Source organism: Paenibacillus sp. alder61 (genome assembly GCF_020179875.1).
Taxonomy (GTDB): domain Bacteria; phylum Bacillota; class Bacilli; order Paenibacillales; family Paenibacillaceae; genus Fontibacillus; species Fontibacillus faecis.
Genome location: NZ_JAIUDG010000021.1, coordinates 65,595 through 90,717, shown reverse-complemented (window position 1 = coordinate 90,717; position 25,123 = coordinate 65,595). Strand labels below are relative to the sequence as shown.

35 protein-coding genes are annotated in these 25,123 nt (G+C 47.2%); 3 read left to right on the top strand and 32 right to left on the bottom strand.

Features of this window, described 5'->3' with window-relative positions; translation table 11 throughout:
* Positions 1-6 precede the first annotated feature (6 nt).
* On the top strand, positions 7-984 hold the full coding sequence (locus LBW89_RS20890) for an ATP-binding cassette domain-containing protein (RefSeq protein ID WP_148450048.1): 978 nt from the start codon (positions 7-9) through the stop codon (positions 982-984).
* Positions 981-1,805 (top strand): ABC transporter permease, encoded by an 825-nt coding sequence (locus tag LBW89_RS20885; RefSeq protein ID WP_225040191.1) that lies wholly within the window; start codon positions 981-983, stop codon positions 1,803-1,805. The genes LBW89_RS20890 and LBW89_RS20885 overlap by 4 nt, the downstream gene beginning before the upstream one ends.
* Positions 1,806-2,139: 334 nt before the next feature.
* Here LBW89_RS20885 and LBW89_RS20880 read toward each other — a convergent pair whose 3' ends face one another.
* The 29 genes from LBW89_RS20880 to LBW89_RS20745 all read right to left on the bottom strand — a co-directional run bounded on the left by LBW89_RS20880 (position 2,140) and on the right by LBW89_RS20745 (position 19,058).
* Positions 2,140-2,547, bottom strand: a complete 408-nt coding sequence (locus LBW89_RS20880) for a hypothetical protein (RefSeq protein WP_225040189.1) — start codon at positions 2,545-2,547, stop codon at positions 2,140-2,142.
* 25 nt (positions 2,548-2,572) lie between these two features.
* A complete protein-coding gene (locus LBW89_RS20875; protein ID WP_225040187.1) occupies positions 2,573-3,043 on the bottom strand; it encodes a hypothetical protein in 471 nt (156 codons plus the stop codon).
* Positions 3,044-3,075: 32 nt separating this feature from the next.
* Complete coding sequence (locus LBW89_RS20870) at positions 3,076-3,870, bottom strand: GNAT family N-acetyltransferase (protein ID WP_225040185.1); 795 nt, start codon at positions 3,868-3,870, stop codon at positions 3,076-3,078.
* 27 nt (positions 3,871-3,897) lie between these two features.
* Positions 3,898-4,860: a hypothetical protein gene (locus LBW89_RS20865; RefSeq protein ID WP_225040182.1), complete on the bottom strand. Its 963-nt coding sequence runs from the start codon at positions 4,858-4,860 to the stop codon at positions 3,898-3,900.
* Between the two features lie 31 nt (positions 4,861-4,891).
* A complete protein-coding gene (locus LBW89_RS20860) occupies positions 4,892-5,686 on the bottom strand; it encodes a hypothetical protein (RefSeq protein ID WP_148450059.1) in 795 nt (264 codons plus the stop codon).
* Between the two features lie 15 nt (positions 5,687-5,701).
* Positions 5,702-6,085 (bottom strand): nuclear transport factor 2 family protein, encoded by a 384-nt coding sequence (locus LBW89_RS20855; protein ID WP_148450061.1) that lies wholly within the window; start codon positions 6,083-6,085, stop codon positions 5,702-5,704.
* 14 nt (positions 6,086-6,099) lie between these two features.
* Positions 6,100-6,405, bottom strand: coding sequence for a DUF5316 domain-containing protein (locus LBW89_RS20850; RefSeq protein WP_148450063.1), 306 nt, complete (start codon positions 6,403-6,405; stop codon positions 6,100-6,102).
* A 17-nt stretch (positions 6,406-6,422) separates the two neighbouring features.
* On the bottom strand, positions 6,423-6,788 hold the full coding sequence (locus LBW89_RS20845) for a DUF4180 domain-containing protein (protein ID WP_225040180.1): 366 nt from the start codon (positions 6,786-6,788) through the stop codon (positions 6,423-6,425).
* 39 nt (positions 6,789-6,827) lie between these two features.
* On the bottom strand, positions 6,828-7,313 hold the full coding sequence (locus LBW89_RS20840) for an NUDIX hydrolase (protein WP_225040178.1): 486 nt from the start codon (positions 7,311-7,313) through the stop codon (positions 6,828-6,830).
* A gap of 26 nt (positions 7,314-7,339) precedes the next feature.
* Positions 7,340-7,624: a hypothetical protein gene (locus LBW89_RS20835; protein WP_225040176.1), complete on the bottom strand. Its 285-nt coding sequence runs from the start codon at positions 7,622-7,624 to the stop codon at positions 7,340-7,342.
* Positions 7,625-7,731: 107 nt separating this feature from the next.
* On the bottom strand, positions 7,732-8,268 hold the full coding sequence (locus tag LBW89_RS20830; protein WP_148450070.1) for a SecY-interacting protein Syd: 537 nt from the start codon (positions 8,266-8,268) through the stop codon (positions 7,732-7,734).
* A 35-nt stretch (positions 8,269-8,303) separates the two neighbouring features.
* Positions 8,304-8,765, bottom strand: a complete 462-nt coding sequence (locus LBW89_RS20825) for a hypothetical protein (RefSeq protein ID WP_148450071.1) — start codon at positions 8,763-8,765, stop codon at positions 8,304-8,306.
* A gap of 321 nt (positions 8,766-9,086) precedes the next feature.
* Positions 9,087-9,491 carry a hypothetical protein gene (locus LBW89_RS20820; RefSeq protein WP_148450072.1) on the bottom strand — a complete coding sequence of 135 codons (405 nt, stop codon included), beginning with the start codon at positions 9,489-9,491 and terminating at the stop codon, positions 9,087-9,089.
* 36 nt (positions 9,492-9,527) lie between these two features.
* Positions 9,528-10,178, bottom strand: coding sequence for a class I SAM-dependent methyltransferase (locus LBW89_RS20815; protein ID WP_148450073.1), 651 nt, complete (start codon positions 10,176-10,178; stop codon positions 9,528-9,530).
* A 16-nt stretch (positions 10,179-10,194) separates the two neighbouring features.
* Complete coding sequence (locus tag LBW89_RS20810) at positions 10,195-10,503, bottom strand: hypothetical protein (protein ID WP_148450074.1); 309 nt, start codon at positions 10,501-10,503, stop codon at positions 10,195-10,197.
* Between the two features lie 3 nt (positions 10,504-10,506).
* Complete coding sequence (locus tag LBW89_RS20805) at positions 10,507-10,725, bottom strand: hypothetical protein (protein ID WP_148450075.1); 219 nt, start codon at positions 10,723-10,725, stop codon at positions 10,507-10,509.
* A gap of 57 nt (positions 10,726-10,782) precedes the next feature.
* On the bottom strand, positions 10,783-11,349 hold the full coding sequence (locus LBW89_RS20800; protein ID WP_148450076.1) for a hypothetical protein: 567 nt from the start codon (positions 11,347-11,349) through the stop codon (positions 10,783-10,785).
* Between the two features lie 51 nt (positions 11,350-11,400).
* The gene (locus LBW89_RS20795; RefSeq protein ID WP_148450077.1) at positions 11,401-11,922 is read right to left on the bottom strand and encodes a hypothetical protein; all 522 of its coding nucleotides are present in this window, start codon (positions 11,920-11,922) and stop codon (positions 11,401-11,403) included.
* 163 nt (positions 11,923-12,085) lie between these two features.
* On the bottom strand, positions 12,086-12,781 hold the full coding sequence (locus LBW89_RS20790) for a HEAT repeat domain-containing protein (RefSeq protein ID WP_148450078.1): 696 nt from the start codon (positions 12,779-12,781) through the stop codon (positions 12,086-12,088).
* Between the two features lie 22 nt (positions 12,782-12,803).
* Entirely contained in the window at positions 12,804-13,352 is a 549-nt protein-coding gene (locus LBW89_RS20785) for a GNAT family N-acetyltransferase (protein ID WP_148450079.1), read from the bottom strand.
* A 132-nt stretch (positions 13,353-13,484) separates the two neighbouring features.
* The gene (locus LBW89_RS20780) at positions 13,485-14,207 is read right to left on the bottom strand and encodes a hypothetical protein (RefSeq protein ID WP_148450080.1); all 723 of its coding nucleotides are present in this window, start codon (positions 14,205-14,207) and stop codon (positions 13,485-13,487) included.
* A gap of 50 nt (positions 14,208-14,257) precedes the next feature.
* Complete coding sequence (locus tag LBW89_RS20775; RefSeq protein ID WP_148450081.1) at positions 14,258-14,932, bottom strand: HAD family hydrolase; 675 nt, start codon at positions 14,930-14,932, stop codon at positions 14,258-14,260.
* Between the two features lie 5 nt (positions 14,933-14,937).
* Positions 14,938-15,531 carry an O-acetyl-ADP-ribose deacetylase gene (locus LBW89_RS20770; protein WP_148450082.1) on the bottom strand — a complete coding sequence of 198 codons (594 nt, stop codon included), beginning with the start codon at positions 15,529-15,531 and terminating at the stop codon, positions 14,938-14,940.
* Between the two features lie 166 nt (positions 15,532-15,697).
* On the bottom strand, positions 15,698-16,093 hold the full coding sequence (locus tag LBW89_RS20765) for a DUF6508 domain-containing protein (protein ID WP_148450083.1): 396 nt from the start codon (positions 16,091-16,093) through the stop codon (positions 15,698-15,700).
* A 52-nt stretch (positions 16,094-16,145) separates the two neighbouring features.
* On the bottom strand, positions 16,146-16,466 hold the full coding sequence (locus tag LBW89_RS20760; RefSeq protein WP_148450084.1) for a hypothetical protein: 321 nt from the start codon (positions 16,464-16,466) through the stop codon (positions 16,146-16,148).
* A 35-nt stretch (positions 16,467-16,501) separates the two neighbouring features.
* Complete coding sequence (locus tag LBW89_RS20755; protein WP_225040225.1) at positions 16,502-17,302, bottom strand: aminoglycoside phosphotransferase family protein; 801 nt, start codon at positions 17,300-17,302, stop codon at positions 16,502-16,504.
* A gap of 548 nt (positions 17,303-17,850) precedes the next feature.
* Positions 17,851-17,970, bottom strand: a complete 120-nt coding sequence (locus tag LBW89_RS27965) for a SecDF P1 head subdomain-containing protein (protein ID WP_412067020.1) — start codon at positions 17,968-17,970, stop codon at positions 17,851-17,853.
* 102 nt (positions 17,971-18,072) lie between these two features.
* Positions 18,073-18,549, bottom strand: coding sequence for a DinB family protein (locus LBW89_RS20750; protein WP_148450086.1), 477 nt, complete (start codon positions 18,547-18,549; stop codon positions 18,073-18,075).
* Positions 18,550-18,593: 44 nt separating this feature from the next.
* Positions 18,594-19,058, bottom strand: coding sequence for an NUDIX domain-containing protein (locus LBW89_RS20745; protein ID WP_148450087.1), 465 nt, complete (start codon positions 19,056-19,058; stop codon positions 18,594-18,596).
* A 497-nt stretch (positions 19,059-19,555) separates the two neighbouring features.
* Between LBW89_RS20745 and LBW89_RS20740 the strand changes: the two genes are divergently transcribed.
* The gene (locus LBW89_RS20740) at positions 19,556-22,498 is read left to right on the top strand and encodes an S-layer homology domain-containing protein (protein WP_148450088.1); all 2,943 of its coding nucleotides are present in this window, start codon (positions 19,556-19,558) and stop codon (positions 22,496-22,498) included.
* Between the two features lie 137 nt (positions 22,499-22,635).
* Here LBW89_RS20740 and LBW89_RS20735 read toward each other — a convergent pair whose 3' ends face one another.
* Genes LBW89_RS20735 through LBW89_RS20725 form a run of 3 tightly spaced genes read right to left on the bottom strand, consistent with a single transcriptional unit; the run spans position 22,636 to position 25,093 of the window.
* Positions 22,636-23,436 carry a class I SAM-dependent methyltransferase gene (locus LBW89_RS20735; RefSeq protein WP_148450089.1) on the bottom strand — a complete coding sequence of 267 codons (801 nt, stop codon included), beginning with the start codon at positions 23,434-23,436 and terminating at the stop codon, positions 22,636-22,638.
* Positions 23,437-23,481: 45 nt separating this feature from the next.
* Positions 23,482-23,943 carry a GNAT family N-acetyltransferase gene (locus LBW89_RS20730; RefSeq protein WP_148450090.1) on the bottom strand — a complete coding sequence of 154 codons (462 nt, stop codon included), beginning with the start codon at positions 23,941-23,943 and terminating at the stop codon, positions 23,482-23,484.
* Between the two features lie 10 nt (positions 23,944-23,953).
* On the bottom strand, positions 23,954-25,093 hold the full coding sequence (locus tag LBW89_RS20725) for a hypothetical protein (RefSeq protein WP_148450091.1): 1,140 nt from the start codon (positions 25,091-25,093) through the stop codon (positions 23,954-23,956).
* Between the last annotated feature and the right edge of the window lie 30 nt (positions 25,094-25,123).

The following is a 25,123-nucleotide window of genomic DNA, read 5'->3' as shown; positions in this document are numbered from 1 at the left end:
GATGAAATGTCCTATGCCATCCAAGTTCAGGGGCTTCGGAAATCCTTTCGCGGCCAGGAGGCGGTGAAAGGAATCGAATTTGAGGTACGAAAGGGAGAGCTGCTGGCCCTGCTGGGACCGAACGGCGCCGGCAAAACCACGACGATCCATATGCTCTCCACCTTGCTCCCGCCCGATAGCGGGAGCGCCTGGATCGCCGGCTTCGATGTGGTGAAACAACCGAAGGAAGTGCGGGCGAGGATCAGCCTCACCGGGCAATTCGCCGCTTTGGATGAGGGGCTGACAGGTCTGCAAAACCTGCGGATGATCGCCCGGCTGCATGGATATCCGGCCAAGGAGGCTCGTGAAATCGCCGGGCATTTGCTGGAATCCTTCGGCTTGACGGAAGCGGGGAACCGGATCGTACAGGGCTATTCCGGCGGAATGCGCAGGCGGCTGGATATCGCCGCCGGGATCGTGTCTCGGCCGGAAATCCTGTTTCTCGACGAGCCCACCACCGGGTTGGATCCAAGGAGCCGGCAGGGCGTCTGGGAGACGGTCCGCCTGCTGCTTGCCCAAGGGACGACCATCCTTCTAACGACACAGGATTTGGAGGAGGCCGATCAACTGGCCGATCGGATTGCGCTCATGGATCAAGGGACGATGATCGCCAAGGGAACGTCCCGCGAGCTCAAAACCTGGCTAGGCGGAAAAACACTGGAGCTGATTTTGACCGAACCGGCGGATCCCGTGCTGCTCACTCGGCTGCTGGCCGATTCTTCCGGGAGATCGAACATCCGGAGCGACGAGCGGCTCGTTTATCGTATTCCCGTGGATAACGCTGCGCACGCCGGCCAGCTGGTCCAATCGCTTTTGGAAACACCGATCGGGATTGAATCCTTCTCTTTGAAGGAACCTACGTTAGACGAAGTGTTCCTGGCGTTGACCCGCGATTCCCGGGACGGCGCTGTAACCAAGCGGGATTCAGGGAGGTCGCCGCAATGAATACCAACGGAATGGGGAGTCCGCCGTTGTCAGCCGAAAACCGGAGAAAAGCCGGTCCGACGGCCTTCAACTCGGTCCGGGTTTTTATTTGGAGAACATGGCAGCATACGAAAAACAACGGCTTTGGCTTCATCATGGACGCGGTCCTCTCCCCGGTTCTGATGCTGCTTATCTTCACCTATTTGTTCGGCGGGGCGATTGCCGGTTCCACGGGCGCGTACATTCCTTACTTGCTGCCGGGAATCCTGGTGCTCACGGTCTCCCCTATGACCGTATACAGCGGAACTACACTGTGCCAGGATATCTCCAAAGGAGTATACCACCGGTTCCGCACCATGCCTTTCTGGCAGCCATCCGCCGTGTTGGGGCCGTTGGTTACCGACGCCGTCCGCTATTTGATCGCCCTCGTGGTGATTCTCGCGGCAGGCCGGCTCCTGGGTTTTCGCCCTGCCGGCGGAATCCGGGGAGCGGCGTTGGCTCTGCTGCTAACGGCGCTGTTCGCTTTTGCCGTTAGCTGGATCTTCTCCATGATCGGCGTGGTAGCGAAGCGCCCCGAAACCGTCTCGGGCACCAGTATGATGATTTTGTATCCGCTGATGTTTGCCAGCAACAGCCTGGTCGATCCCGGTACGATGCCCGGATGGATCGGGCGCCTGGTCGAGCTGAACCCTATCAGTGTAGTGGTTACCGCCGTACGGGGACTTATGGAAGGAACGACCGGCGGCGGGGAGATTGCTGCCAGTCTGGGCGTCTGCCTTGTGTTAATCGCGGTGTTCGCCCCTTTGACGTTTTACTTTTATGTGACGAAACCGCTTCGCTAAACATCATAACCACCGTCAAACGGGTGGTTTGCTCTAAGGCTATTAGCCTTTATAACCGGCTAGCGTCTAAAGGCGCTAGCTTCACTTCGTTGAAGCTACTATGCCGCTGCCGCTTTTGCCTACCCCTGAAGGGGTGCGTTTATTACTAGTCCCCCTTCAGACCACCTTGATAATATGGAGTAGCTTGAACACTCGTATGATAACGACCCCATCATGTGGTTTTTGTTTCGCACGCTTCGCGAGTTCCACTGGCTAAAGCCCCAAATAAAAGGCCGGGGCGGGATACACCACCCCAACCCCGGCCTGCCCTTCTTAACTTTACTGTCCTCGCCGGTTAGATCCGCTCTTCATCGTCACGGTACTCTTTTAACTCGACAAACTCAAATCCCGACGCTTGCAGGAAGTCCCGCAGATACGCCTCCTGCTTGTCCAAAGGGACGTGATAGGGGCCCGAAACATCCTTTAAGTTTGCGAACAGCACCCAACCGACGCCTGGATGGGAAAATTTAACTTTCCCCTCCGCATCCCGGTTCGGATAAATTTCGACATACACCTGCATCTCTTTGTTCAAATTCCAGTAGAAATGCCGATAGACATATGGAAGCCTCGCTTCCAGCATCCCTTTGTTTTTGGACTTGGAGAACGTCCGGTTCAAAGGCTTCAGAAATCCCAAGAGCGCGTTGATCAGTTTCTTCTCGTCTTTAGCCTCGCACAAAAAGCCGTACTCCTGCATTTTCCCCATTTTTCTTATCTCCCCGGTACCCTTTTTATTTCGATTTGTACTCCACCAGCTTCTTTTCCACGTAATTCCAGGCCTCCTCCAGGCTGCGGAACACCCAGCCCGTTTCCTCGATCCCTTTGGGACTATACAGCCCTAGCAGCAAAGTTCTTATTGCTTCCTCGCATCTTTCGCTAACGACCATAGCTTTGGGGAAAGGGAGGTCGGCATACTTATCCACCCCCATATCAAAGACATAATCCATCATATCCCCCCACTCATAATCAAGATCGCTCAAATCGAGGATAAGCGCGTCCGGGTCCCAAGCTTCCAACGCCGCTTCCCCCATGGCGCGCATATAGGTGGCGTCGCTATTCCCGCCCGAACCGAACCCGTAGCTGCCGATAAATTTCAAAATCATCACTCTACGGTATTCCACGGCCGCCGACTTTCCGATATGTATTTCATAATCGATTTGACTTAAATCCTCCAGCCTTACTCGGGTTGTCTCTAGGTTCATCGTTGCTCTCTCCTCTCCGGGTATTAACAGCTTTACAGCTTTGTCCAGGTCGCCCGGGTGTACCCGATTTTCATCCCTGCCCGCTCCATGTTGCGGTGGCTGGTGGAGCTGTAAGCGCATTGCCCCACAACCCATTGGCAGCCGTTTCGGTATGCCTCATCGATTCGCTTCAAAAGCAGATTCCGCTGCAGCCCCTTGTTCCGGTATTCCGGAAGGGTGGCGGCAAACGTAAGCGACGCTGCGTCCTCCTGCATATACATCACGGCTACCGAGGCGGGAATTTTGTTGTACAGAGCGATATAAAAACGCCATCCCGGACGCATAAACAGCACCTCATTATTGGCGGCAACGGAGGGCTTTCCCTCTATGGAAAGACCGGTCCCCAGACAATGGATTTCCGCATACGTATCCATCTCTTCGGGGCGAAGCTCGCGGATCTCCACCTCTGCTACGTGGTCGGGTTCCGTTTTCCGAGCTTCGCAGTATAGGGAGGTGTGGAAGCCGGACTGATAAAAACCGGCATAAGCCAAATCCTTCAGGACCGCCGGATGGACCTTTCCGGGCGTAATCTGAATTTCGAAATTTCTGTCTCTTTCCCGGTAAAAAGCGATAATCTCCTCGACGTTCTCCTCCTCGATCTTCCCTTTGACATTATTGAATAACCCCCAAGGCATTGTCCGGCTGTAAAAAGCGGTGGCCGATCCAAACCGTTTGACTTCAACTCCTTCGGGATTCCCCTCACGGGCTCGAATCGCCTCCATGCGATCCGTCATATAATCCATTTCGGATTGCTCTATCAACTCCGCTAACGCCTGGCTTATGATCATTGCGAGGGCTCCCTTCCTTATAAGTGCTTAGGTTCGGCGGCTAAACGTCATAATCCCCTTCTTCGTAATCACATGTCCCTCCGGTAAACACGTGGTGCCCGGGTGGTTTTTGCAGCGTTCATAAAGTTCTTTCAGATCCTTTTGAAAATCGCTCCTCGGCTTTTTGGGTTCGGGAATTCCCCAATTTTCCATACATTCGAGAATCAGGCTCTGCGTTTCGGGATAGCGAGAGGCTGTATCCAGGAGACACCCCACTGCGCCGAGCCTTGTATCTTCATCAATCTTTTTCTTCATCTTCGCAACACATTTGGTGACAAGATGCCAAAGCCATATCCTGCTCGTTTTATCGCTCCCCGGAATCGGTGAATCGAAAAATCCCTGGCGCATGGCCGCCCAGAGGGCTAATATACTATTTTGCGCCAAGGCCGGGGTCTTGTAGTTATGGAGCGACGTTAACAACGAATTCAGGCGGCCGGAAATATCGATTCCCCGTTCGGCTAATGCCCACCAGATATGACATATTAATTCTTGGGTTAGCGGATCTCTGATGTAAAAGTCGGTAAGCAGGAATTCAGCGGCCTCCCGCGTCAATGGAACATCCGACATGAGCAAATGGTCCATTAGAGCAGCCGCCCGATATTGAACATATTCTTCCGCCCTCGACTTATCGGATGCCCTTTTATCGATATACAAAAGCCTTGCCACCGGGGTTACATAGGGCTCGGGGTTTTCCGTTGCGCTTAGAGTTTCGTGCGCCAGCTCCAGCAAATCCGCGGTGAGATCAGGGTCCTCCAAGGCCGTAAAAAATCCCTTCTCCCCCTGCTCACTGCCTGCGCAGGTAAAGCGGTTTGCAATCCAGGCCGCAGCTTCCGGCGCCGTGCCGAAGGAGCCAATCTCGTCAATGATTCCCCCCTTTACCGCCTCTCTCCCGTCGCGGTCCGTTTCAGCAAATCGCTCCAGCTTTTCAAGTAATGTTAAATCCCTTGTCATCGTCCGGTCGTTCTCCTCCAGTTACTGAATTTTAGACCCAAATCACCGGGTTTCCCGTCTGAATCGAAGCTTCAAACAGCTTTCTTAATACTCGAATTGCCCGAAGATCCGAACTTGTCAACCCCCGGTTCACAACCTGGAAAGATGCGGGATAATACAGTTCCTCGACCCCCCAGATTTTCTTGGAAATCGGAGACGTTGTTTCGCAGGTGCTTCCGGTATCCGAATCGCTAAAGCGCGCATTGAACCGCTGCCAGCCGCTTCGGTTCGTCTCGACCGTTTCTTGGGTAAAAGCTCTGGACTGGAACAACACCCGTCCCTCCCGATCCTGCACGCAAAATCCTTCCGGGTTAAGCCGGTAAGTAATTTCATTACCCGCCGAATAAAACCACCTGTCCTCGCCAACGAGCGTCATCTGATATTCTTCCATCGAGCCCGATTCCAGCAGGAAAATGCCCTCCACCTCTCCCACCCGGCGCTCGAACTGCTCAAGCTCGGAGAGGGCCTTCCGCGATTCCTCGGCGGTGAAAGGCGAGCCCCATATGCGGCGTAAAAGCGGAAACCGCTCTTCTCCCAACCGCTCCAGCACGCCATAGTAGACGTTCATTCCAGACGTATTCCCTACACGGTCCGAGTATATTTGCATATCCTCGTGGGTACACGCCTGTTCCTTCCATTCGTGAAACTGATAAAAGATTTCGTCTTCCACCGTGTCCGGCATTTCAATCCCGTCATCCGTCCACTCCAAGAGACTTAAATCAAAGGGGGCTGGCTTTACCTTGCCCTCTCTGAGACAATTGCAGTTCACAAAAGCATCCAATCCCATATCCAGCAAGCTCTCCTAACTGTGGTCTTCAAGGATATATATCTTATTTCCGGAAAAGCGAAAGATTGACCTGCCCTCCAAATCAACTGTGTCCCCCGTCTTTAGGCCATTAGGGAGGTCTACGGCAAGTACACCTTTATAGTCAAGTTCGACTTCGGCTTCTTCGTCATTGATCTTTATTGCCTTGATCGCTTGACGCCGGCTCGAAAACACCCCTTTGGATTGCTCAGCCAATCGTTTAAATTCGTGGATCCCATGGGTCTCCACTTCCACAACGCCTTTGGAATAATTTCTGAACACCACATCCTCATGCAGATGCCGGAGCATTCCCTCAATATCGAAGGCGTTATATGCGTTAACGTAGTTGTGAATACATGCGATTTTCTCTTCCTTGGTCATGGATAGCACCTCCGTTATGATTCGGTGATCAAATACAAGACTAAAGCGATAACCAGAAACGGGATTCCAATCAGGAACAACAGATTTGCCGCCTTGTTTCGGAATGTTCTATCCTCCGCCGTCTCGATGCTCTCGTTGGCTCTGGAACGGTCTCCGCTGATGTAAGACCCGGTAAAAATCCCGGCCACCAGCCAGGCACCGATACCGATTCCACCCGTTACTTTTAAAGACATGCTCCAGGAGTCCAGTATCCCGAATCCCAGTGCGATAAGGAAACCGAAGGCAGCAGCGAGAAGCAATGTGATTCTTATGTTTCTCACGTTTTTTCTCCTCTCCCTTAGAGGTGGCTCAATTTTTCTACCGCCTCATGCTCGCTGGCCAGGAAAAAGATGTCTTTACCTTGGTTGCACTCGTAGATAAAATCGCGAAGACTCTTGCTGGAGTATGCGGAAAAGTCGCCCGCGATGGCAATTTTCGTTTGATAGTTAATAAACTTTTGCAAAATCTCCCCGGCCAGTTTCGTTTTCAAATCAAAGAAAGTTTCCGTAATCGCCGTTTTATGAAGTACGATCCGATGGCACCCGGTTTCATATTGGACGGTCGCTATCAAGTCCAAGGCCGATTGAACATCCGTGATCAGTTCTTCGCTGCTGTGAATTAGGGCTATATCCGCCCCGTTGTTTTGAACCGTTGCGATATTCATCCTATATCCCCCTTTTTACATATCATTTCGAAAAAATCGTCATACCGAGGTTTTTTCAAGGACCTCTTGAATCAAGGACTTTTGGGTATCCGGTAAACCTGCCGGCCAGGAGCCGACCTCACAGTAAAGAATGTCCGAGATCTCCGCACAGGGTCTAAACGTCCCGCCCCTTACTTCGCCGCGAAAAATCAATTCCACACGGTCGGGATCCGTTTGATAAACCGCACGGTAAATCCCCGTAATCTCTACCGAAAGCCCGGTTTCTTCCTGGATTTCACGCTTGAGTCCTTTCTCCGGAGCCTCCAACTCCATCCAGCCTCCGGGGATACCCCAAGGCTCTTCGCGATAAACATGGTTTAATAACAGAACCTGGCCCGACTCATTCGTAATGACCCCCAGAACCGCAACAAGAAATTTATCCTGGGCTTTGTAGACGATCCAGTTTTTTATTCCCTTAAAAGGCATGGCTGTGTATAGACGCACCAGTAAGTCGCTGGGGAGCCGTTTTATCAATCTTTTTATCATCGTCCGCACCAACTTCGCTTAGATTGCTAATCCCGCCCTATCTTTTCAACATCGTGATAGATCAGCCTTAAATTTTTCGGCAGCAATAGATCGTGGTGAAAATGACCGAAATACCAAGACCGGTAGGTCAAACGCTGCTGAATATGTTCCAAGTAATCGCTTAACTCGTCCGCTTCGACAGGGGTGCCCAGCGCCTCTTTCAACGATGTTACGGTGGATGTGGGACAAGTGTGCGTAATCACGAGATCGACTTCCCAATGATGCCTCGCCAAATTGTCCAATCCCTCCTGGTACTCCTCCTGTGTCGGCAATTCTCCCCGCCACCAGTTGACGTTTTCTTTTCTGTATGCTTTATCATGAATTCAGCTTGCTAATGTCCTCATAACCGTGCAGATCCCCTGTAACAAACATGTCGTTATCACCTCTGTTGATAACTGCCGGTTAAGGCAACGATCAAATCGACTAACGTAGGTGTAAAAATACCGTTGGGGTCCTGATCCAGATTGCCGAAGCTCCCGTAATCCGTGTCGATCCATTCGACGGCGCCTGTTTCATTGTTAAAGACCAGCAGGATCTGCCCGATATTCGCAAAGATTTCCCCGACCCAAAACCGCTGGCCGAAGTCATATCCGCCGGTCCAAACTTGATAGGCGCGCATGATCTGTTCCTTCAAATCTTTGTCTCTTTCCGGCCCGTGTAGCGTGACGGGGAGTTTGAACTCATGATTGAATTCAAACCAATGGCCCCATTTCTCCGTGGCCGGGACCGTGGATGAAGCCAGGATTCCTTCAATTTCATCAAAATAATAGCTTCCGAAATACGCCTGTAAATCAGGGTGAAGCTTAAATCCCAATTCCTGCTCGATCATCGAGAAGTCGTGGAGATCTGTGTTTTCCACAAGTGAGCTAGGATGATTAGTTTGGAAATAGTCGTAAATAACTTCTTTGAGGTTCATCGTTTTTTCTCCTATTGCGATAGTTTAGGCTTTGATTACATATATGCTCTGCTATTTTTTACCTCACCCATCAGCTCAATATTCAACCCTTCATCTAAGCCTTCGGGTATAAAAGGAACCTGCAGCTTTTCAATTCCCGTTTTGTCATTCACAAGGGTGTAGTAAGCCATCAATATGCCTTTAGCGGCATTTTCGCGGACCGGATCGCATACCAGCATTTCAACGATTCTTACTTCTCTTTCATTCTCGGTATGTTCGAGAGCGACATGAAAATCAAAGAAAGGGATGGGACTCTTACTTCCGGCCCGACATATGATCGGAAAGCGCTGCTTGGCAAAATCGTGAACGACAGCCTCAGCTTCTTCCTGCGTGAACGTCTTGGGGACAGCATCCAGATTACTTATTCCATGGCGAATTACCGGTGCATAGGGAAACTTGATGAGGTGATCTTTAAATTCCTGAATTAATGCACCTCTTAGAAAAACGGGACCGATCATTTACATAAGGCCTCCTATTCCTCATCTATCCATTCCTCACCCATTGGGCTTAGCAGCTTATGTTTCTTCAAATACGCTTGAAGTTGGGACAGATAGGTTTGACATATGAGGATGTATTCGGTTCGTTCAAAATTCCTATCTTGCATTTCCCTTCTCGCCCTCCGAATAAATAAGGCTGCCTCATCATAGGAACCACTGAGCAGCAGTGCGATGGTATGATTGATATAAGATATTAATGGATAGTATATCGAGTTGCGTCTTAACCCGGTCTCGGGGAGCGTCTCCTTGGTATTTAAACGTTCGATGAGCTCCCATAGTTCGCTATTTAACGTCGGCTTCAATATTGGCTCCTCCAAAAAGCAGGAATTCCGTATCCCATCCCATTTGATCCAAAATATCCAGCCCATTGGGATATTCAATACTGGTTTCTCCGGTCCATCCGTGATCCAGAGCGTATATAATTAACTCCTTGATCCGTTTAGGGTGGTGCAAATTAAAACGCTCAGTATCGTTCGTTTTTTTGTTTCTAAGGTCCACTCCTGTTAGAAGCGGACTACCTGCTATGGGATGATCCCATGTGGAAAATTTGAAGGTGCAGGTAAATTGCTTATCTTCCTTCGAGGAGATATTTAGTCTGACTAAACTCTCTCCGTTAGAATATTTGGAGGTCAGCACATAGACGTATTCTTTTTCACGCACAATGATTTCTCTCGTCTTTTTCTTCATTCCACAGCCCTCGAATTCAGAAGTGTAGGTTTATCCCTAAGGTTCATCATGATTCACCTTCTGTATTTTCCGGCCAACGATATATCTCAAATGATATTCCTTCGTGCTGTGATCGTTATAATTCAAAATCTCCTTACAGGATCCTGTTTCCAAAATTTGAAGTTGACTGAAATGTTGCAGCAAATCCTTCTCACTAAAAAAATGAGCATATTTCCCTTGTATGTATTCGTAAGTCCCCTCTTCGATCTTCGCTCCTACGCCGTAATTCTTGTCTTGGTCCGAGAAACAGGTGAAGTACACGAGACCGGATGGGTTAAGATGATGCAAGCAATTCTCGATCAATTGTTTTCGTTCCTTCGCTAAAAACAAATGCAATACATCAAAGCAATAGACCGCATCGTATGTTTTATTCGGTAAGATGGGTTCCAGGCAAGAACCCTGAATAAATCGGCTGTCCGGGTCCCATTCTTCCGCTATGGCCAAAGCCTCGGTCGATATTTCGATCCCTTCAACATCAAAGATGGACGAAAACGCCTTGGTATTCCTTCCATAACCCGAACCGGGGACGAGTACAGATTGCACATGATGCTCCTTAAAGATCTCAAGTGCGTGATAAGCCGTCCTGCTGGGGGATTTACCCCAAATCATTCCTTCACTGCTGAATCTTTGCTCCCAATAGTCTCCCAATGCCCGTTCCTCCTTTTTAAGAAAGCTGCCCTCTAGTACGATTAGAGGTATCCTCGATGTTAGCTTCTATGTATTGTAAAAACTCATCCATGCTGTCGCAATCAAACCATCCGCTTTTTTTATTCAGCTCATATAAGGTCTCAAGGCCGTGGAAATTCAATAACATATCCCATCCTTCTTTGTAAATGACGGCCTCCATGATCTGACAGTAATCGAACAGGATTTCAACCGTTTCCGGTTGGAGCAAATCGGTATACCCGTAGCTCGTTCCATGCGGCAAGGGATAGATGCGAAACGCCAATTCCTTTTTTTCCTTGGAATTCATTCTTTAGCCTCTCTTGCTTTTATAACTTCGAATGGCCGTTATATATTGATCTCGATCATATTGAAAATTCAGTCCATGTGAACGGCACATTTCCCTGACTTCTTCCAGTTTATCTACCAAAGCTTGGGCAAATGCGCTCATTTCGTCATTCGGGAACACAAATCGCTGCTGACCGGGGACGGATTTATTCATAAACGGCGTTTCTTCCGTTATCCAGATCACCGAATGGTCCTCATGATAGACATCCACATAGTAACCGCCACACCCGAATATACCGCTTCATATTTTGTAATCCCCAAAATCATCGATGTAGTACCCTTCCGACTCCCACCCATACTCCCGATCCGCATAAATCTCTTGAATACGCTTCTTCGGCGGCCCGCAATGGGCAGCAAGCCAGTTTCGGATGAACTCCATATCCCGATTCTCATCGTCCCAAATAAAGTCCATAATAATCGATTCCTTGGCCCCGCTGTCCGGGACATAAATGGCATATTCAGCTTTAAAGAAAGTTGTTAGATCATAGCTTACTCCTCTTAAAAAACTTTGAATGCCCTCCGTATCCAAGAGAAATGAACCCCATCGAATATAATGGCTGAAATGGCATACCTTTTCTGAAAAATATAAGGAAATCCCGACCGGTCCTTGAAGGTGGGTCGTTCCCCCAATATAGTCGGGAGTTAAAGTCCACATTGGAGAGAGTGCATTAGTACTATTGCTTAGTTTATCGATAAATCGATGGATGTTTGGAAACGAATGAACCGCCGCATTAAGTTCCTCGCTAAATTTAAATATCTCGGATGCATCCAAACGATGTGCCATAAACGCCGTAAAATCCATCCCCATGAAACTACCTCCGAACTATGATGAACGTGTTGTTGAAATCCACCGCGAAAGTTAATTGCAAATGATGCATCCAAACAAGGACAAGTAAACTCCATGTTTCTCGCATTTCGGATAACCATAAGGAATCGTGGGACAGGGGTCCCCTTCCTCAATCTCCGTCCATTCCAGGTAATTCTCCAGATTCACGCTTCTTCTCTCAAAAGCCTGGATCATGAATCCAAATTGCCGTAAGCAATTCAGGACTATATCTTTATTTGGCTCATAATCGAGCCGTTCCCATCCCAGCCCTTCTATGGCGGCTTCAATCGTACGGAGCATAAAGGCTTTCTCCGCTTCAAAAGAGTCCAACGTCCACGGCATCTCATCGAGGTCGAAACCCACCGTTCCAATCCCAACGGCAGCCTGGTCTCTTTGCGCCAGCCAAATGATCAACTCTTTCTCCCGATCGGTTTCGGCCAGAATGGATCCGCTTAGAACAACGACTTCCAACAAAACGGAAGTCAATCCGTTAGACATATGTAATGTTTCAATGGCATAGGCCGGGTCATCCGGCAATCCAATGTAGTTCCCCATTATACATCCGCCTTTATGAAATTGTAGTCAAAATCAAAAACTTCGTCATATTCCGTCGTCGAGTTCATAGGATTGAAAATCCTCTTGATAGTGAAAAACGCCAAAAGATGCTTGTATCGATTCTTTTTCTTTCATGATTTTCCCTCCTTCCGCCTCTGGCTGCTCAACCTATCCGAGCAAGCGCACGCTTAGCGGCTGAGCGGGCATTAGGCAGTCCGTGCTCCGCGATCTCCCGCAACTTTTCCCTGGCCGGTACGTATTGGTGATACCCCAAAATATCACAGGCCCGTTCTTGAACAAACATATCGTCTTCATCCAAAAACTGCACCAGAGAATCCAAATGGTCATAGGGGGTCAGCGCCAAAACACTGTAGATATACTGGCATCTCACTTCGTCTTCCAAATCGGAGTTTTGCAAAATGTGATAAATCTGCTCGATACTTTCAAGATCCGCGGCGATCCACTCGCTATTTTCGGGATGCGCATTCGGATAGTTTTTTTCCAGGTCCCCCCATTCGCTCTGCGGATTCGGCTCCAATGCGGCAATAAAGGTACTTACATTTCTAAAACCGGGGGAAAGATCGGTCTCTTCATGATTCACGTAACATACTCGGTAACTCAGCGGCCCTCGATAATACATGCAGACGTAGTTGGAATTGTCATCGGTCCAGAGGGGAAGCAAGTCTTGAAACCCGTCCAGTTCGGACATAAATTCAAGCATCTCCACGATCTCTTCTTGACGCAACATCCGCAAGAAAAAATCCACCTCTTCCTGGAGACGGAAGTGTCTGTTCAATGGCTCCAGGGTCTCATCAGGCAATTTGATATTTAAAGATTTAACGATATCTTTGAAAAACATGTTCTCCAACTCCTAGTTGATTTTAGTCAAGCTCCATCGCATATTTCTTTATATATTCTTTATCCAGGATGGAATAAAAATATTGATCATGCCACTGTCCATCCAGCAGCAATTCTTCCTGGAAAATCCCTTCCCTTCTCATGCCCGCGCGTTCCATAAGTTTAACGGATTTGAGGTTATGACAATGGCACATGCCGACAACTTTATGAGCTTGCAATTGCCTGAATGCAAAATCCAGTAGAAGTTTTGTCGCTTCCGCTCCGTACCCCTGTCTCTGGTAGGAAGGAAGGATAGCAAAACCGAGTTCCCAACTGTTTCGATGATCGACGTAACTCCAGATCTGCGCCAAACCGATTCGCTCATGCTTTCCATCTATATCCGCTGTAACAACAAAGTCATAACCGGTATCCGAGTCCATTTTTTCCAAATAATCCGCTCTGACGGTTGCGCGATCCGATTCCACATATTCTTCGTAAACCCATATATCCTTGTTGCATTCCAGTTCGCTAATGAAATCAAGATCATCCACGGTAACCCGTGAAAGATTCACGCTCCTCCCATTAAGTATCATTGTGGTCGAGTCCCCCTTGTTCCCTATTCAAGATTTCAAGAACTTCGTTTAACACTCTGCCCGAATCGAAAAGAATTGCTTTGATATTTTCCCGCTTAAATTTTAATTTTTCCATACTCGGCAACCCCTCAGTCACATGTCCTCGATATTAAATTCCCTAAGCGTAACCAATGGCTTGACGCCTCGGTTTCCTTTTTTCGTCACGGTGCGCCCTTGATCATTCGTCCGTTTCTCGATATAGTCGCCGGTCAGCAAATTGTAGTCGTCTTCTTCCATGCTTTCCATCGGCGTCCCATTAAAATAACTGCCTGTCGTCGCCCCGATCAAATACCAATCGTCATTTTGATACCTGAATCTGTATTTTTGATACCAACGCCAATTACTTCCGCCGTAGTGGCTCACAACGACAGACCCCCGGTTAATTTCCAAGCCTTCAAAAGGATCGCCCCATACACCGCCCTCATCGGCTTTCAATAGAACTTTATCCGCAATAATCGATAGCCGGTAACCCCGTTCTTTGTCCCCAAAGGCAATCAAAAGGGAACGCGGAGGCGCTGTATCCTCACTTGAGGCACCTTCAATCACGGCCGCGATATCCTTGATCCCGTCCTTGTTTAAATCGCCTTCGGCTTTAACGGACTCATCTTCCGCTATAAGAATGTGCCAACCCGGGGGGATCAACGAAGTCCAATCGACCTTAAGGGCGATTTCGTCCTTGGTTTTAGATGCCTCCGGCTGGGGAGATGCCTTCGAATTTTGACTTTTCTGTTGAAGGTTCGAACTTCCCCCGCACCCGGACAGTAAGCTTGAAAGTAAAACCGTCCCGCATAAGATCCGTATCATAGCCTTTTTCACATGACTGCTCCCTATCTGCTTCTATATCTTTTTTTTGCGAATCGTACCCGTTACAACAATGTATCCAGATCTCTAAGTGAATGAATAACCAAATCAGGCTTCACTTCGTGCCGCCAGGATCTCCTCTCCCGATTCAACCAGCAGCTCACGATACCTTCCCGCTTGGCTCCCACAACATCGGATATGGAATCTCCAATATGGATCACTTGACTGGGATTTACATGATAGGTATGAAGCAATTGTTTAAACATCGCATTGTGATCATCATTTTTATAGGATTGATACTGCTCGGAAGTGAATATGCGCAGGCTATAGTCCAAGTAAAACTTGGGCAGCATCGCCTCATCCGTATCACTAACTATACAAACCTTATATTTATTTATAATTCCTTCTAAAAACTCCACGGTATCTTCGTACAGTTCCGATTGGGTGTGTTCGCTGATCAAGATCCTGGTAGCCTCTAGCGGATCATAAGTCATGCCCTTTTCCTTAAACAAACTTTCAAAACACCGTTTATAAATGTCTTGAGTGAGATGAAATTGTTTCGTCGCCTTGAAATCGCTGGAATGATCCCAAAAAAGCTCCAGTAACCGTCCTCCGCATTGTTCAGCCAGGTCAGATGTATAGGAATCATTTTGGATTTGCCTCCAAATATGTTCTTTCCTAGAATCTACGTTGACTAAGGTTTGAAACATATCGAGACTTATTACTTCGAACGGTTTCATAGGGTTCAACCTTTCTTCAAATTACTCGCGGTCTTTTTCAATTCTTGTTTATATAGTTCGTAGTTGATTTCATCGAAGCAAACGAAAATGATCCTCTTTATGCTGGTCCCGCTATTTACCAAATAGGCAGTCACTTCATCAATAGCTGCAATACAGGCCCGTTCTTTCGGGTATCCGTATATTCCCGTACTTATATTGGGGAAGGCCAGGCTTTCGACGTTCATGGAATCAGCCAGCTTTAATGAGCTTCTATAGCAGCTTTTTAATTTCTCTTCTTCCTGTTTGGCTCCGCCGTTCCAAACCGGACCCACCGTATGAATGACATAACGGCATTTCAAGTTCCCTCCGGTTGTCACCACGGCCTCGCCTACGGCACAGCCGCCCTTCTGATTGCGGATTTTCAAACACTCCTCCAGGATCGCTTTTCCTCCAGCCCGATGGATAGCGCCATCCACTCCGCCCCCGCCCAGCAAACTTGTATTTGCCGCGTTGACGATCGCGTCCACTTCGCATTTCGTGATATCCCCTTGAATTAGTTCGACTATGGTATTCTTGATGGTAACTTGCACGAATGATTCTTCCTTTCCTCTTGCGGACATGTCGTCCCCTCATTTTGGACCGCTTCTCAACTTTTCCAAATGAAATTTGTTATACTCATAGTACCTTAATTTACCATGGGGAGAACAGGATAAGAATGGATTATAGAAATTAAGGCATAAGAAGCAAAAAGCCCCCCGCTCCAAAGAAAGCCTTTCCGAGGGGGGGTTACACTTGATCTTTTAACGCTTTGAGTCGTAACAAAATACAGGTGATATGTCCGTTCAAAACGGCCCGAATAAACAAGCCTTCATTGAACCGGTCTCCACGGATATAGCTGGTCATTAATTTTCTCAGCGTATCCAGGTCCGCATTCTTGATGGGTTCATCGATCGGTTGGGCCAAATCCGTGAATTCCTCGTGATCCGCCAACCATTCGTGCCAGTTAAAAACGACCAGGAAGCCGGTGCGATTCAATTCCTCCCGGAAGCGTTCCACCTCCGGACTCTCCCTATAATATCCGTTGACCACTTCGTAAAACGTATTGCCGGAATTCTGAAAGTAATCAAGAAAACCGACTAAACTCTCGATATCTTGTTTCGTAAGCTCTTTATGTTGCGACATCTGCCACTACCTCATTTCGAGACGAACTAAAATTTTACGCGGACATAAAGCCTTATCCTATAAATACGATAACCCCTTCTTCGGAGAAGGCTTCCGTCAGCTTGGTCTTTAAGAAATCTACTCGGGAACAAAGATGTAAGCCATCCTCCTTACTTAAATTTTGTTTAGACCAATTCATGAGATGCGAAAGCTCCTGAAATAAAAGGGGGAGATCATCTTTTTGGATATCAACCCCGGATTGGAAAAGCGGAATGTATTGCAATTTGAGTTCAATAGACGCAGGAATCCAGCACTTGCAAAAGAAAGCTTCCGAAGCTACGGGGACATAGAAATCCCTGTCCTGAGGCTCGATAATAAAGGCCGCGACAGACATCGGTTAATCTCCTCCTTTCAATCGTGGCTCCGGGCTCATAGCCGCCTCGACTTACCTTTCAAGATGAGCTCCTCATCTAACCACGGATTGCTCAGAATGATTTCATTCACGCGTTTTAGAATGGACGAGCCCTGGGACAAATCGGACATCCGGCTTAACAAAATCCAGCGCAAACACGCTACAGCTTCAAAAATTTCAGCATCTTCCAAGGAAAAACCTGGGATTAATGCCCTGAATTCAGAAGCATACATCCGGCCGTACCGTTCACCGACGTAAACCCGCACTAAAAAAACAGACCAAGCTATGTCATATCTGATGTCGCCCAACTGACCATTTGTCCAATCGATGACCGTTAACTTGTCCTGATGCTCCAAAATATTCCCTAAATTATAATCGCCGTGAATGAAACGATCCTGCCGAATTTCTATCCGGTCCAACAGCTTAACCAAACTATTTTTCAGATCATGGTGTTGCTCCAGCCGAGGAAAAAAGTAAGCCACAAAATCGTACTTCGGAATCAACGCCATATCCCTGTTTTCATGATAGTTATGGACTTGGACCAACATCTGTACGATTTTTTTCAATTTGCTTTTGTCCAATTTGGAAATGGGCACCCCGTCGTAGCTGGTCAGCAATACGGGATTTTGATTCATATCCGTTCCCCAACCATACGGTTTGGAAACGCGGATCCCCTTGGTATACAGTTCGGATAGAAGGTGATACTGCTTTCCGACATCCGGTTTCGAATCCTTGTTCCATATCTTAAGAACATACGCGCCATGTTCGGTTTCTACCTTGACGACTTCAGCTTCAAGTCCCGGATTTAGAGAAAACAGCTCGTGACGATTTTTTATATGGGTAATCGCCTCCTGGTCACCTTCGACCCATTGAATCTCGGGAATTTGAGTAATGGTGTTCTCCCCCCTTTCATGAACTTAAAATTATTTATATAGGTTCAACATAGGTTGAACTATTGATTTGCATATTAGACAGCGGTGTAAAGGGGTTCTTTTCGCACTCTTGACCTGCAACTAATGGTTTGGTTCGAATTAACGGGAATTCTTCCCGTTAATTCGGTACGTCTGCGGCTGCAGAGGCAAATTAGCTGGAAAACCTCCCGTTAATCCGCCTAAAAATGGTGTTTTTCGGCAATAGGGCCGCGAAATAGATGGAGCTTTTCCAGCTAAATCCGACCAAAGGGCCGAGAGCGGTACATTAGCGGGAAATTTTCCCGTTAATTATTCAGACTCCGACGGCGGGACTTTATATCTACAGTTGTGGATGTTGGCAACGTAGTTCCGAAACCTATCACATCCTTGCCCAACGCCAATACTAACTTCTTTCCCAAGTAAATTACAGCCCCAATATTGCTACTCCCCTTCCTTCACTCAGCGCTTATTTTGATCAACTCCTTCAACTCATTAGCTTCACTTAAAGTGAAACTTCCCGAAATACTGAATTCCCCGGAAACTAAAACCGTTTGTACCGTTGGAGCTGCGATCAACTCCCCAATTCTTTGGGTAAGTTCCCACCATAAGGGGAAACATGCGAAAATAGAAGGGACAGCAAAAAAAATAAAATAATATTCAATTTCATGAGCTTACTCTCACTTTCTAAGGTACTCCTTCATGGGTTTCATATGATGCCGATCATGCCAAATAAAATCCTTCAAGTATTGCGGGATATGAAAAACATTACCGTCCCCGTCCGTATAATTTTGCTCCACCGCCTCTTCCGGCAGCGCTTCAATCGTTTCTATGATCTTTTTACGATAATCTATGGCTTCTTCCACCAATGCGTCTGTCGTTATCGCTTTACTGTAAACCACAGCTTCCCGGTTGAATTCATCATAGTTCAAATGCTTTAGCGTCAATTCCTGATGCGTGGCAATCTTGTGAATGGCTTCTTCATAAAAGTACTTATCCCATAACATCATGTGACTAACGATGTCTTTGATCGTCCATTTTCCGGGTTTCAGGCTAGAGTTCCAGGTACTCTTATCCAGTTGCTTAAGGGTGTCTACGAACGCGATCCATTCTACAAAAGACTTGATTAATTTTTGGTTTTTCACGGACATTGACATTTATCATCCATCCTTTATTTTTTTGAGATCTATCCATTTGTGACTCATTCATCTTCAAACGTACTTCCGAAACCCGGCCCCGCCACGCCCTTGGTGTAGTTTTCAATCATGTTTCTCACCGGCACGGGGAGCAGGTTGTGTCTTTCCATTTCACCTAAGGGAATCCAATAAAACTCCAAGTGGTCCTCTTGGGATATGGGATTTCTTCCAGGATCCGTGTGGTCCAAACAGGTAGCAAAAACATGACCGATCTCTTGGTGATACACTCCCTTATCTTCATATGCGGCCTCCACCGCCCCGATATAAGCACCGACCTCACACGCCAGGCCCAGCTCTTCATGGATCTCTCTTTGCAATGAGGTTCGAATGCTTTCGTGAAATTCCACATGGCCGCCCGGTAAAAACGTATTATCCATGCCTTTACAATGAGCAACCAAGAGGTGATGATCCGCCAAAATGACACCTCGGGCCAATACGTGGTATTTCTGTGGTTGAGCTTGCTTTTGCACGTAAAAACCTCCCTATCCTATACTACAGCCGGATCTTCCTTGCTATTAAGAGCCACAAACGTAATCCATTATCAATGGACTGCATTCCTGTATTCATACAAAAACCCAGCCCTAAATCAAAAGGAGGCTGGGTCACTGAATGTTTTTCTCCCATGATTATACAGGCAAACTCCCTCGTTAGGCTAGCCCTAACGATTACAATCCCGTTTCGGCAGCTTAAAAACTATATAGAATAGGGTTTCCCTAATTACCAATGAAAACCAATGTAAATTGGTAGGGAATTGTGTCTTTAAAAGACACATTTCTCAAGTCATTTTTTTGCCGGTTTTATTCAATCCCAGGGGGATTATTCCGATAATCCAAGTATATACAGTTGGGTGTTTTTGTAATGGGAATGAAAACCTGTTGAAAAAAGACCGGTTTTCAAGGTTGACATGGAGGTGCAGGCTAAAGTGACCACGATGATGTCTCACAGAGGAGGTTGATGATCCGAAATAATGAAGAGTGAAAAGAAAATAAAACGATTTAGTCGTTACGTGGCTGGTTTACTGGCTGTTTGGTTGTTCTTTATACATAGTGTTCCCGCTTTTGCAAACAGAGCCTTTAACGATATTGAACATTCCTATGCGGCCGATGCGATCGAGGTCATGGCTGCCCAAGGTTATGTAACTGGTTATGAGGATGGGAGCTTTCGGCCTTTGCGTTTTATTACGCGGCAGGAATGCGCAAGCATTTTCGCCAAAATCATAAAGCGAGCATCTAATAACAAAGGTCTAACTTCTTTTCGCGATGTGTCAACATGGGCTCTACCTTATGTACAAATCTTGCAGGAAGAGAGTATTACTAAGGGAATCGGTGACCAATTATTCGGCGCCAAGAACAATTTGAGTCGCCAGGATATGGCCGTTTGGTATGCCAGGTATTTCGGTGTTTCTGAACATACCCTATCCTCCGGGATATCCAGCTTTGTGGATCGGTCCGATATATCGGACTATGCACAAACGAGCGTGTGGCTGATGGAGGAATTAGAGCTGATTGAGGGGGATACGAATCATTATTTCCATCCCAAACAATTTGTGACACGGCAGGACGCTGTGCTAATTGCTTATCGCGTCTGGCTTAGCGGGGACGATCTGAGAGAACGCGCCCAGCGCTTACTGGAGTCATTAGGACAAGGACCTGCAACCGAGAATCAGCCGATCAGCCCAACGGAACCGAAGAAGGCAACGGGCGATCTGGCACCCGAGATTAGCAGACCGCCTGCGAATTTGGAAACCACGGGGCCTAGCAGCCATAGTCCTAGACCTGATCCACCAGCAAGTCCGGTAACACCGACGGAGCCGATAACTCCAACTGAACCGAAGCCGGAGCAGCCTGAGATTCCACCAGGGGCTGACCCTAAACCACCGGAGACACCACCTATAAAGCCACCAGGGACACCACCAGCGACAAATCCAACAGCTCCGCCAAAACCACCGGTGCTTCCAGTGGGTGATTCTGTGGATTTTGTAGCGGATGAAGTCGTCATCAAAGCACCGGAGCTGGTAAATCAACCGGAAACGTATCCTTCGTATCAGTTGTCCTTTCAGCTCTACAATGAAGGGCGGCCGGTAACCATTCCCGCTGCCAGCGTCACAAGTGTAACTTATACATTTAGTGATGAATTAGATGTTTTTGATGAACAAGGGAAAATCGCACATACCGGGAATATTCCGACGGCTGACAGCTTCATTCCTGTAGGGATAAAAATCACCATTGCCAAGCCCTATCGGGTACTTACAGCACAGACCAAGCTGATCGTAAAAGGCAAGACTCCTCCGGCGGAGGATCCGAGTGTCATCAGCTCCGTATACTTGGCGACGAATAACATTCCGCAGTCTATTACTCTAGACCCTGCATCCTGGAGTATGCCCTACATATTTCGGAATGCCAAAGGAGAGGTCATACCATCAGGTTTGTTACCGTCAGACTTGAAGCTTCGGATCGAGGATTCCAGGGGAATATTTGACCAGGATGGACACATAGCCAACCTGCATCTGATTCCTCCGGTGAACTCTGTCATACCATTCAAGATCGAAGTTGAATCGTCATCCCAAGGAATTCACTTCATCTCCGATGCCGAATTGACGGTAGTACCGGGAGAACGCAAAAAGCAATATTTTGCTGTCTCACTAATGCTGCAGGGGCAAGATCCGGGCAGTACGACCACGGTGGAACAAATCGAGCAGGCTCGTCAATTGCTGATGGACCACTTTGGCCCTAACATAAAAGTAACTTGGGCCATGGAAAATCGATTTGTTTTCGTAGAAACGAATCGTCCGCAGCTTAAAAAGGTTTTGGAATACGTCGACCAGTACGGTGATGAAGTCGGTATTTTGGACGGGTATCCGAATAACCTGTATGACCTCCCTTTATGGGAATTGCGGATGAACGAGTGGTTGTATATGTATCGTTACAATGCGCTCAATGAACTGCACCAATCCAATACGATGGGATCACCTTCAGTGTTTGAAGGCATGGATACAGACCAATATCGGAAGTATCTGCCTAAATCATTGACCAGCTTTACAGTGAATCCCGAGCAAACCCAATGGCTCAAAGATCACTTTAAGATCACTTCCGCGATGGGGTGGTCGGCTACACAATATAATGTGAACGGCATGTATGGTGAGGGTTCACCTTTGATGCCTTACTGGTCCAATAAAGACAATCCGATGGTCCCTGCGCAGAGAGTTTCGGATAATAGCGGCACCGTATTCATGAATTCGATTACGATTGATCCGATTGGATCGCGCTATACCAAAGATTCCTCCCGCTGGACTCTCCATCCGGGTGACCCCTATGTGAATGAAACGGATGCGGCACCACAACTGTATATAGCGCAACAATATTTAGATAATCCGTTTCAACGTATAAATACGGTAAACTATTTGTCCATTATTTTGGACATTAACTGGCTTGCCAGTAACCCTAACATGTCCGAAATCTGGGAGAACTTTGTGAACCACTTCCCTGATGACCGCGAAGTCGAGATTGTGGGCGTGGACGCACTGAAACAGATTTATGAATCATCAGCCGGATCGAATAATGATCATGCAGAATTTACACTCATGTTCAGAGGCTCCGGCTTTAAGACGGCTATGGACTCCAATAATTCACCGGCCAATCTGCGCTATTTGTGGACGGAAAACGCCTCACAGCGGATTATTTTATCCAAAGAGGATGGAGACGAGGCATGGTCCGTTATTGATTTCACCGACTATACTCGCAGTCCGGTTCCAAAGACACCTTACAACCTGAACAAGAACACGGATGTAAGCTATATCACCGGAAGGAACTTCAAGCTAAGTCCTACGGCTCCGTTAACCGCAGAGGAAATTCAGCGCATAAAGGATCGTTTGAAGCAGATTTACTTCGCTGAGGAAGTGAATTATCAATAAAAGTCCTAATTCGAGGGGCTTTGGAACCCGAGTTTTAAAGAAAAAGAACCGAGAGCATATCGCTTTCGGTTCTTTTTTAGGCTGCTCGATTGTGAAAATATTCCATAAGGGGTTTCCCTGTCATCTTTTGAAGACAACTAATCCACTTTCCGGCCCACAAAGAGTCCGTGATTGCTCATTCCCAGGATCGAGGGCTCCGAACAAGTTCGTAAATGGTACGCCACCCATAGTTTAAACTCTTCTTCACTGAAATCGTTCACCATATCCCGCAAATATTGGCCCACCCCGTCTGTGGCTACATTTGCGATTTTGCCGATACCTCGCTGGGTTAACAGTTGTTCCATTTCGCTCGGCGAGTGAAAATAAGCATCCGTCCAAAAGCCTGGAACTTCGTGAGAAAAAATCCTGCCCTCATCCAATATTTTACTCACCCAGGGTTCTTCTAAGTATTTTCTGTCTTTTTGGATCAAATGGGGAAGAATAAAGAACTTATTGACATACGCTACGGCAAGAATCCCCCCTGGTTTTAGAACCCTAATGCATTCACGAATACACCGTTCTTGATCCCTCGGGTCGGTTAGATGATAAATAGGCCCTAAGCATAAGACAACATCAAAACGCCCGTTTTCGAAACGGGAAAGGTCCCTCGCGTCGATCACCTTCGCCCGGACATGATTCATTCCTAATTCATCCGCCTTGGTCTCTATCATCTGGACATGTCTAGGCGTAATGTCGGTGGAGACCACAGGATTCCCTTTTTCCGCGTAATAAAAAGAATAAATTCCCGTACCCGCTCCAAGATCCAAAATTTCATGATCATTCGAGATATGCTGGTCCAGCACATGGGTGGTGGTGATGAATTCAAGTCTTCTGGAGTGGTCCGTTGTGAGCCTGGACGATTCGTCATATTGGTTATAGTAACGAATGATTGCCTCCATGGTTTATTCTCCCCTTGGTTTGCGTCTATGAGAGAGAGTTTCTCCTCACAGCAACATTTCAAACTCAATTTCATGCTTTATCGGAATCCCGTCTTCACTTGTGAAGGGAATCGACGGTTTAAGCTTTCTCGCGGCCTCCACCGCATTTCTGTGTATGGCCTTCATCTCAAATCCGCGCCTTTGATAAAACCGAATCGCCCTTAAATTTTCATTGGTTGTTACTAACCATACTCTTCTGCAGCTTGCTGTCCGGGCATGGTCAACGACACGTTGGACCAGTGCAGAGCCTACGCCTAGGTTCTCTTTCCGGCTTTCAAGGGAAACGATCTCACATTCATGATTTTCAATGAGATAAAATACCGTCCCTAGAATTCCCTCGTCAGTTAAAGCCGCAAACCCGGGGAGTGTATTTAAATCATGCATTCTGCCGCAAGTTGCAACAAAACCGCTATCAACAACGGCGGATTCATGCATGGCTTTCATTTCGTCGATGTCTGTAATTAGCATGATTTCCCCCTCACTCTAAATCATAAAACTGGTCAAAATACATGGAGAAAACCCGATATATTTCTTTAAAACGAGATACTTCCAGCTCATAATGTCCTGTAAACTCGATATTCGCATGCTCGCCTTCGTAACAAATAATCCTGTGAGCATACCCATCATTCCATAAACTCTGATAAGTCAGCTTGGCCGAGACTTCCCTGCTCAGAGTTACAAACCAATGACGGATCGATTCGGATTGGGAAAACAACTGATCTGTCTTCCACTTTTTTGGAATAAATCGTACCGCGACCCGGTCTTCATCACCACCAAGTTCTTCTTCCGAATAATCGATCCTCTCGATTTGCACTTTGTAATCCGGCTCTATATACTTATAGACGATTTCTTTGTTGAAGTAGGGAATACCGCCTTGAGATATACCATACTCTTGCTCGCCATGTCCTTCTTCCAGATACCTCATCAGCGCCGAGTCCAGATCAAACTTTAAAACAACCTGACCGTTGTCAAAGTGCCCCTGCCTCTCAATATAGCTTCGCAATGGTTCGAGATCGGCTTTCCTCAGGATCAAAGTATACTCTTCTTCAAACTTGTAATTCGTCTCATAAGAAGCGAGGATATCCGGTAAATTTTTAGAGAATTCATCCATAGCCCCAAGAAAATTTTTTTGACTTACCTCGAACAGGCCTTCCCCTTTAAACGCTAAAAAGGCTTCCGAACCCTCCAAAAAGATGACCCTGCGTCCTTCCGATTCCAGGTCCAAGTAAGTCAACTTGGCGTCTACCCTTCTGCTCAGAGCCACAAACCAGTTTCTGACGGACACGGAATCCTCGAATAGCCGGCTCATATCGGATGTAACCGCCGTAAATCTTACCACGAGCTCCTCGTCATTTGCCTGAGGAGTTCGTTCGTCATAATCAATGCCGCCAATCCTGGCCCGGTTGTCCGGCAGCAGATATTTTTGAATTTCTGCTTTATCGTAATGCGGTTTCCAATCATATCCCCCTTCCAAATACTTCAGAACATGGGAGTCGAGTTCGAAATAAGCACTGAAATGATCTGATAAATCAACCTCTCCATGCTCTTCCACGAAATGAAATAATTCATCTCTTCTAACTTTCTTGATCACAAGTACATAACTGTAGTCGAGCCCCATCTATATGGCCTCTCCTTTCCGGCGGCAAAT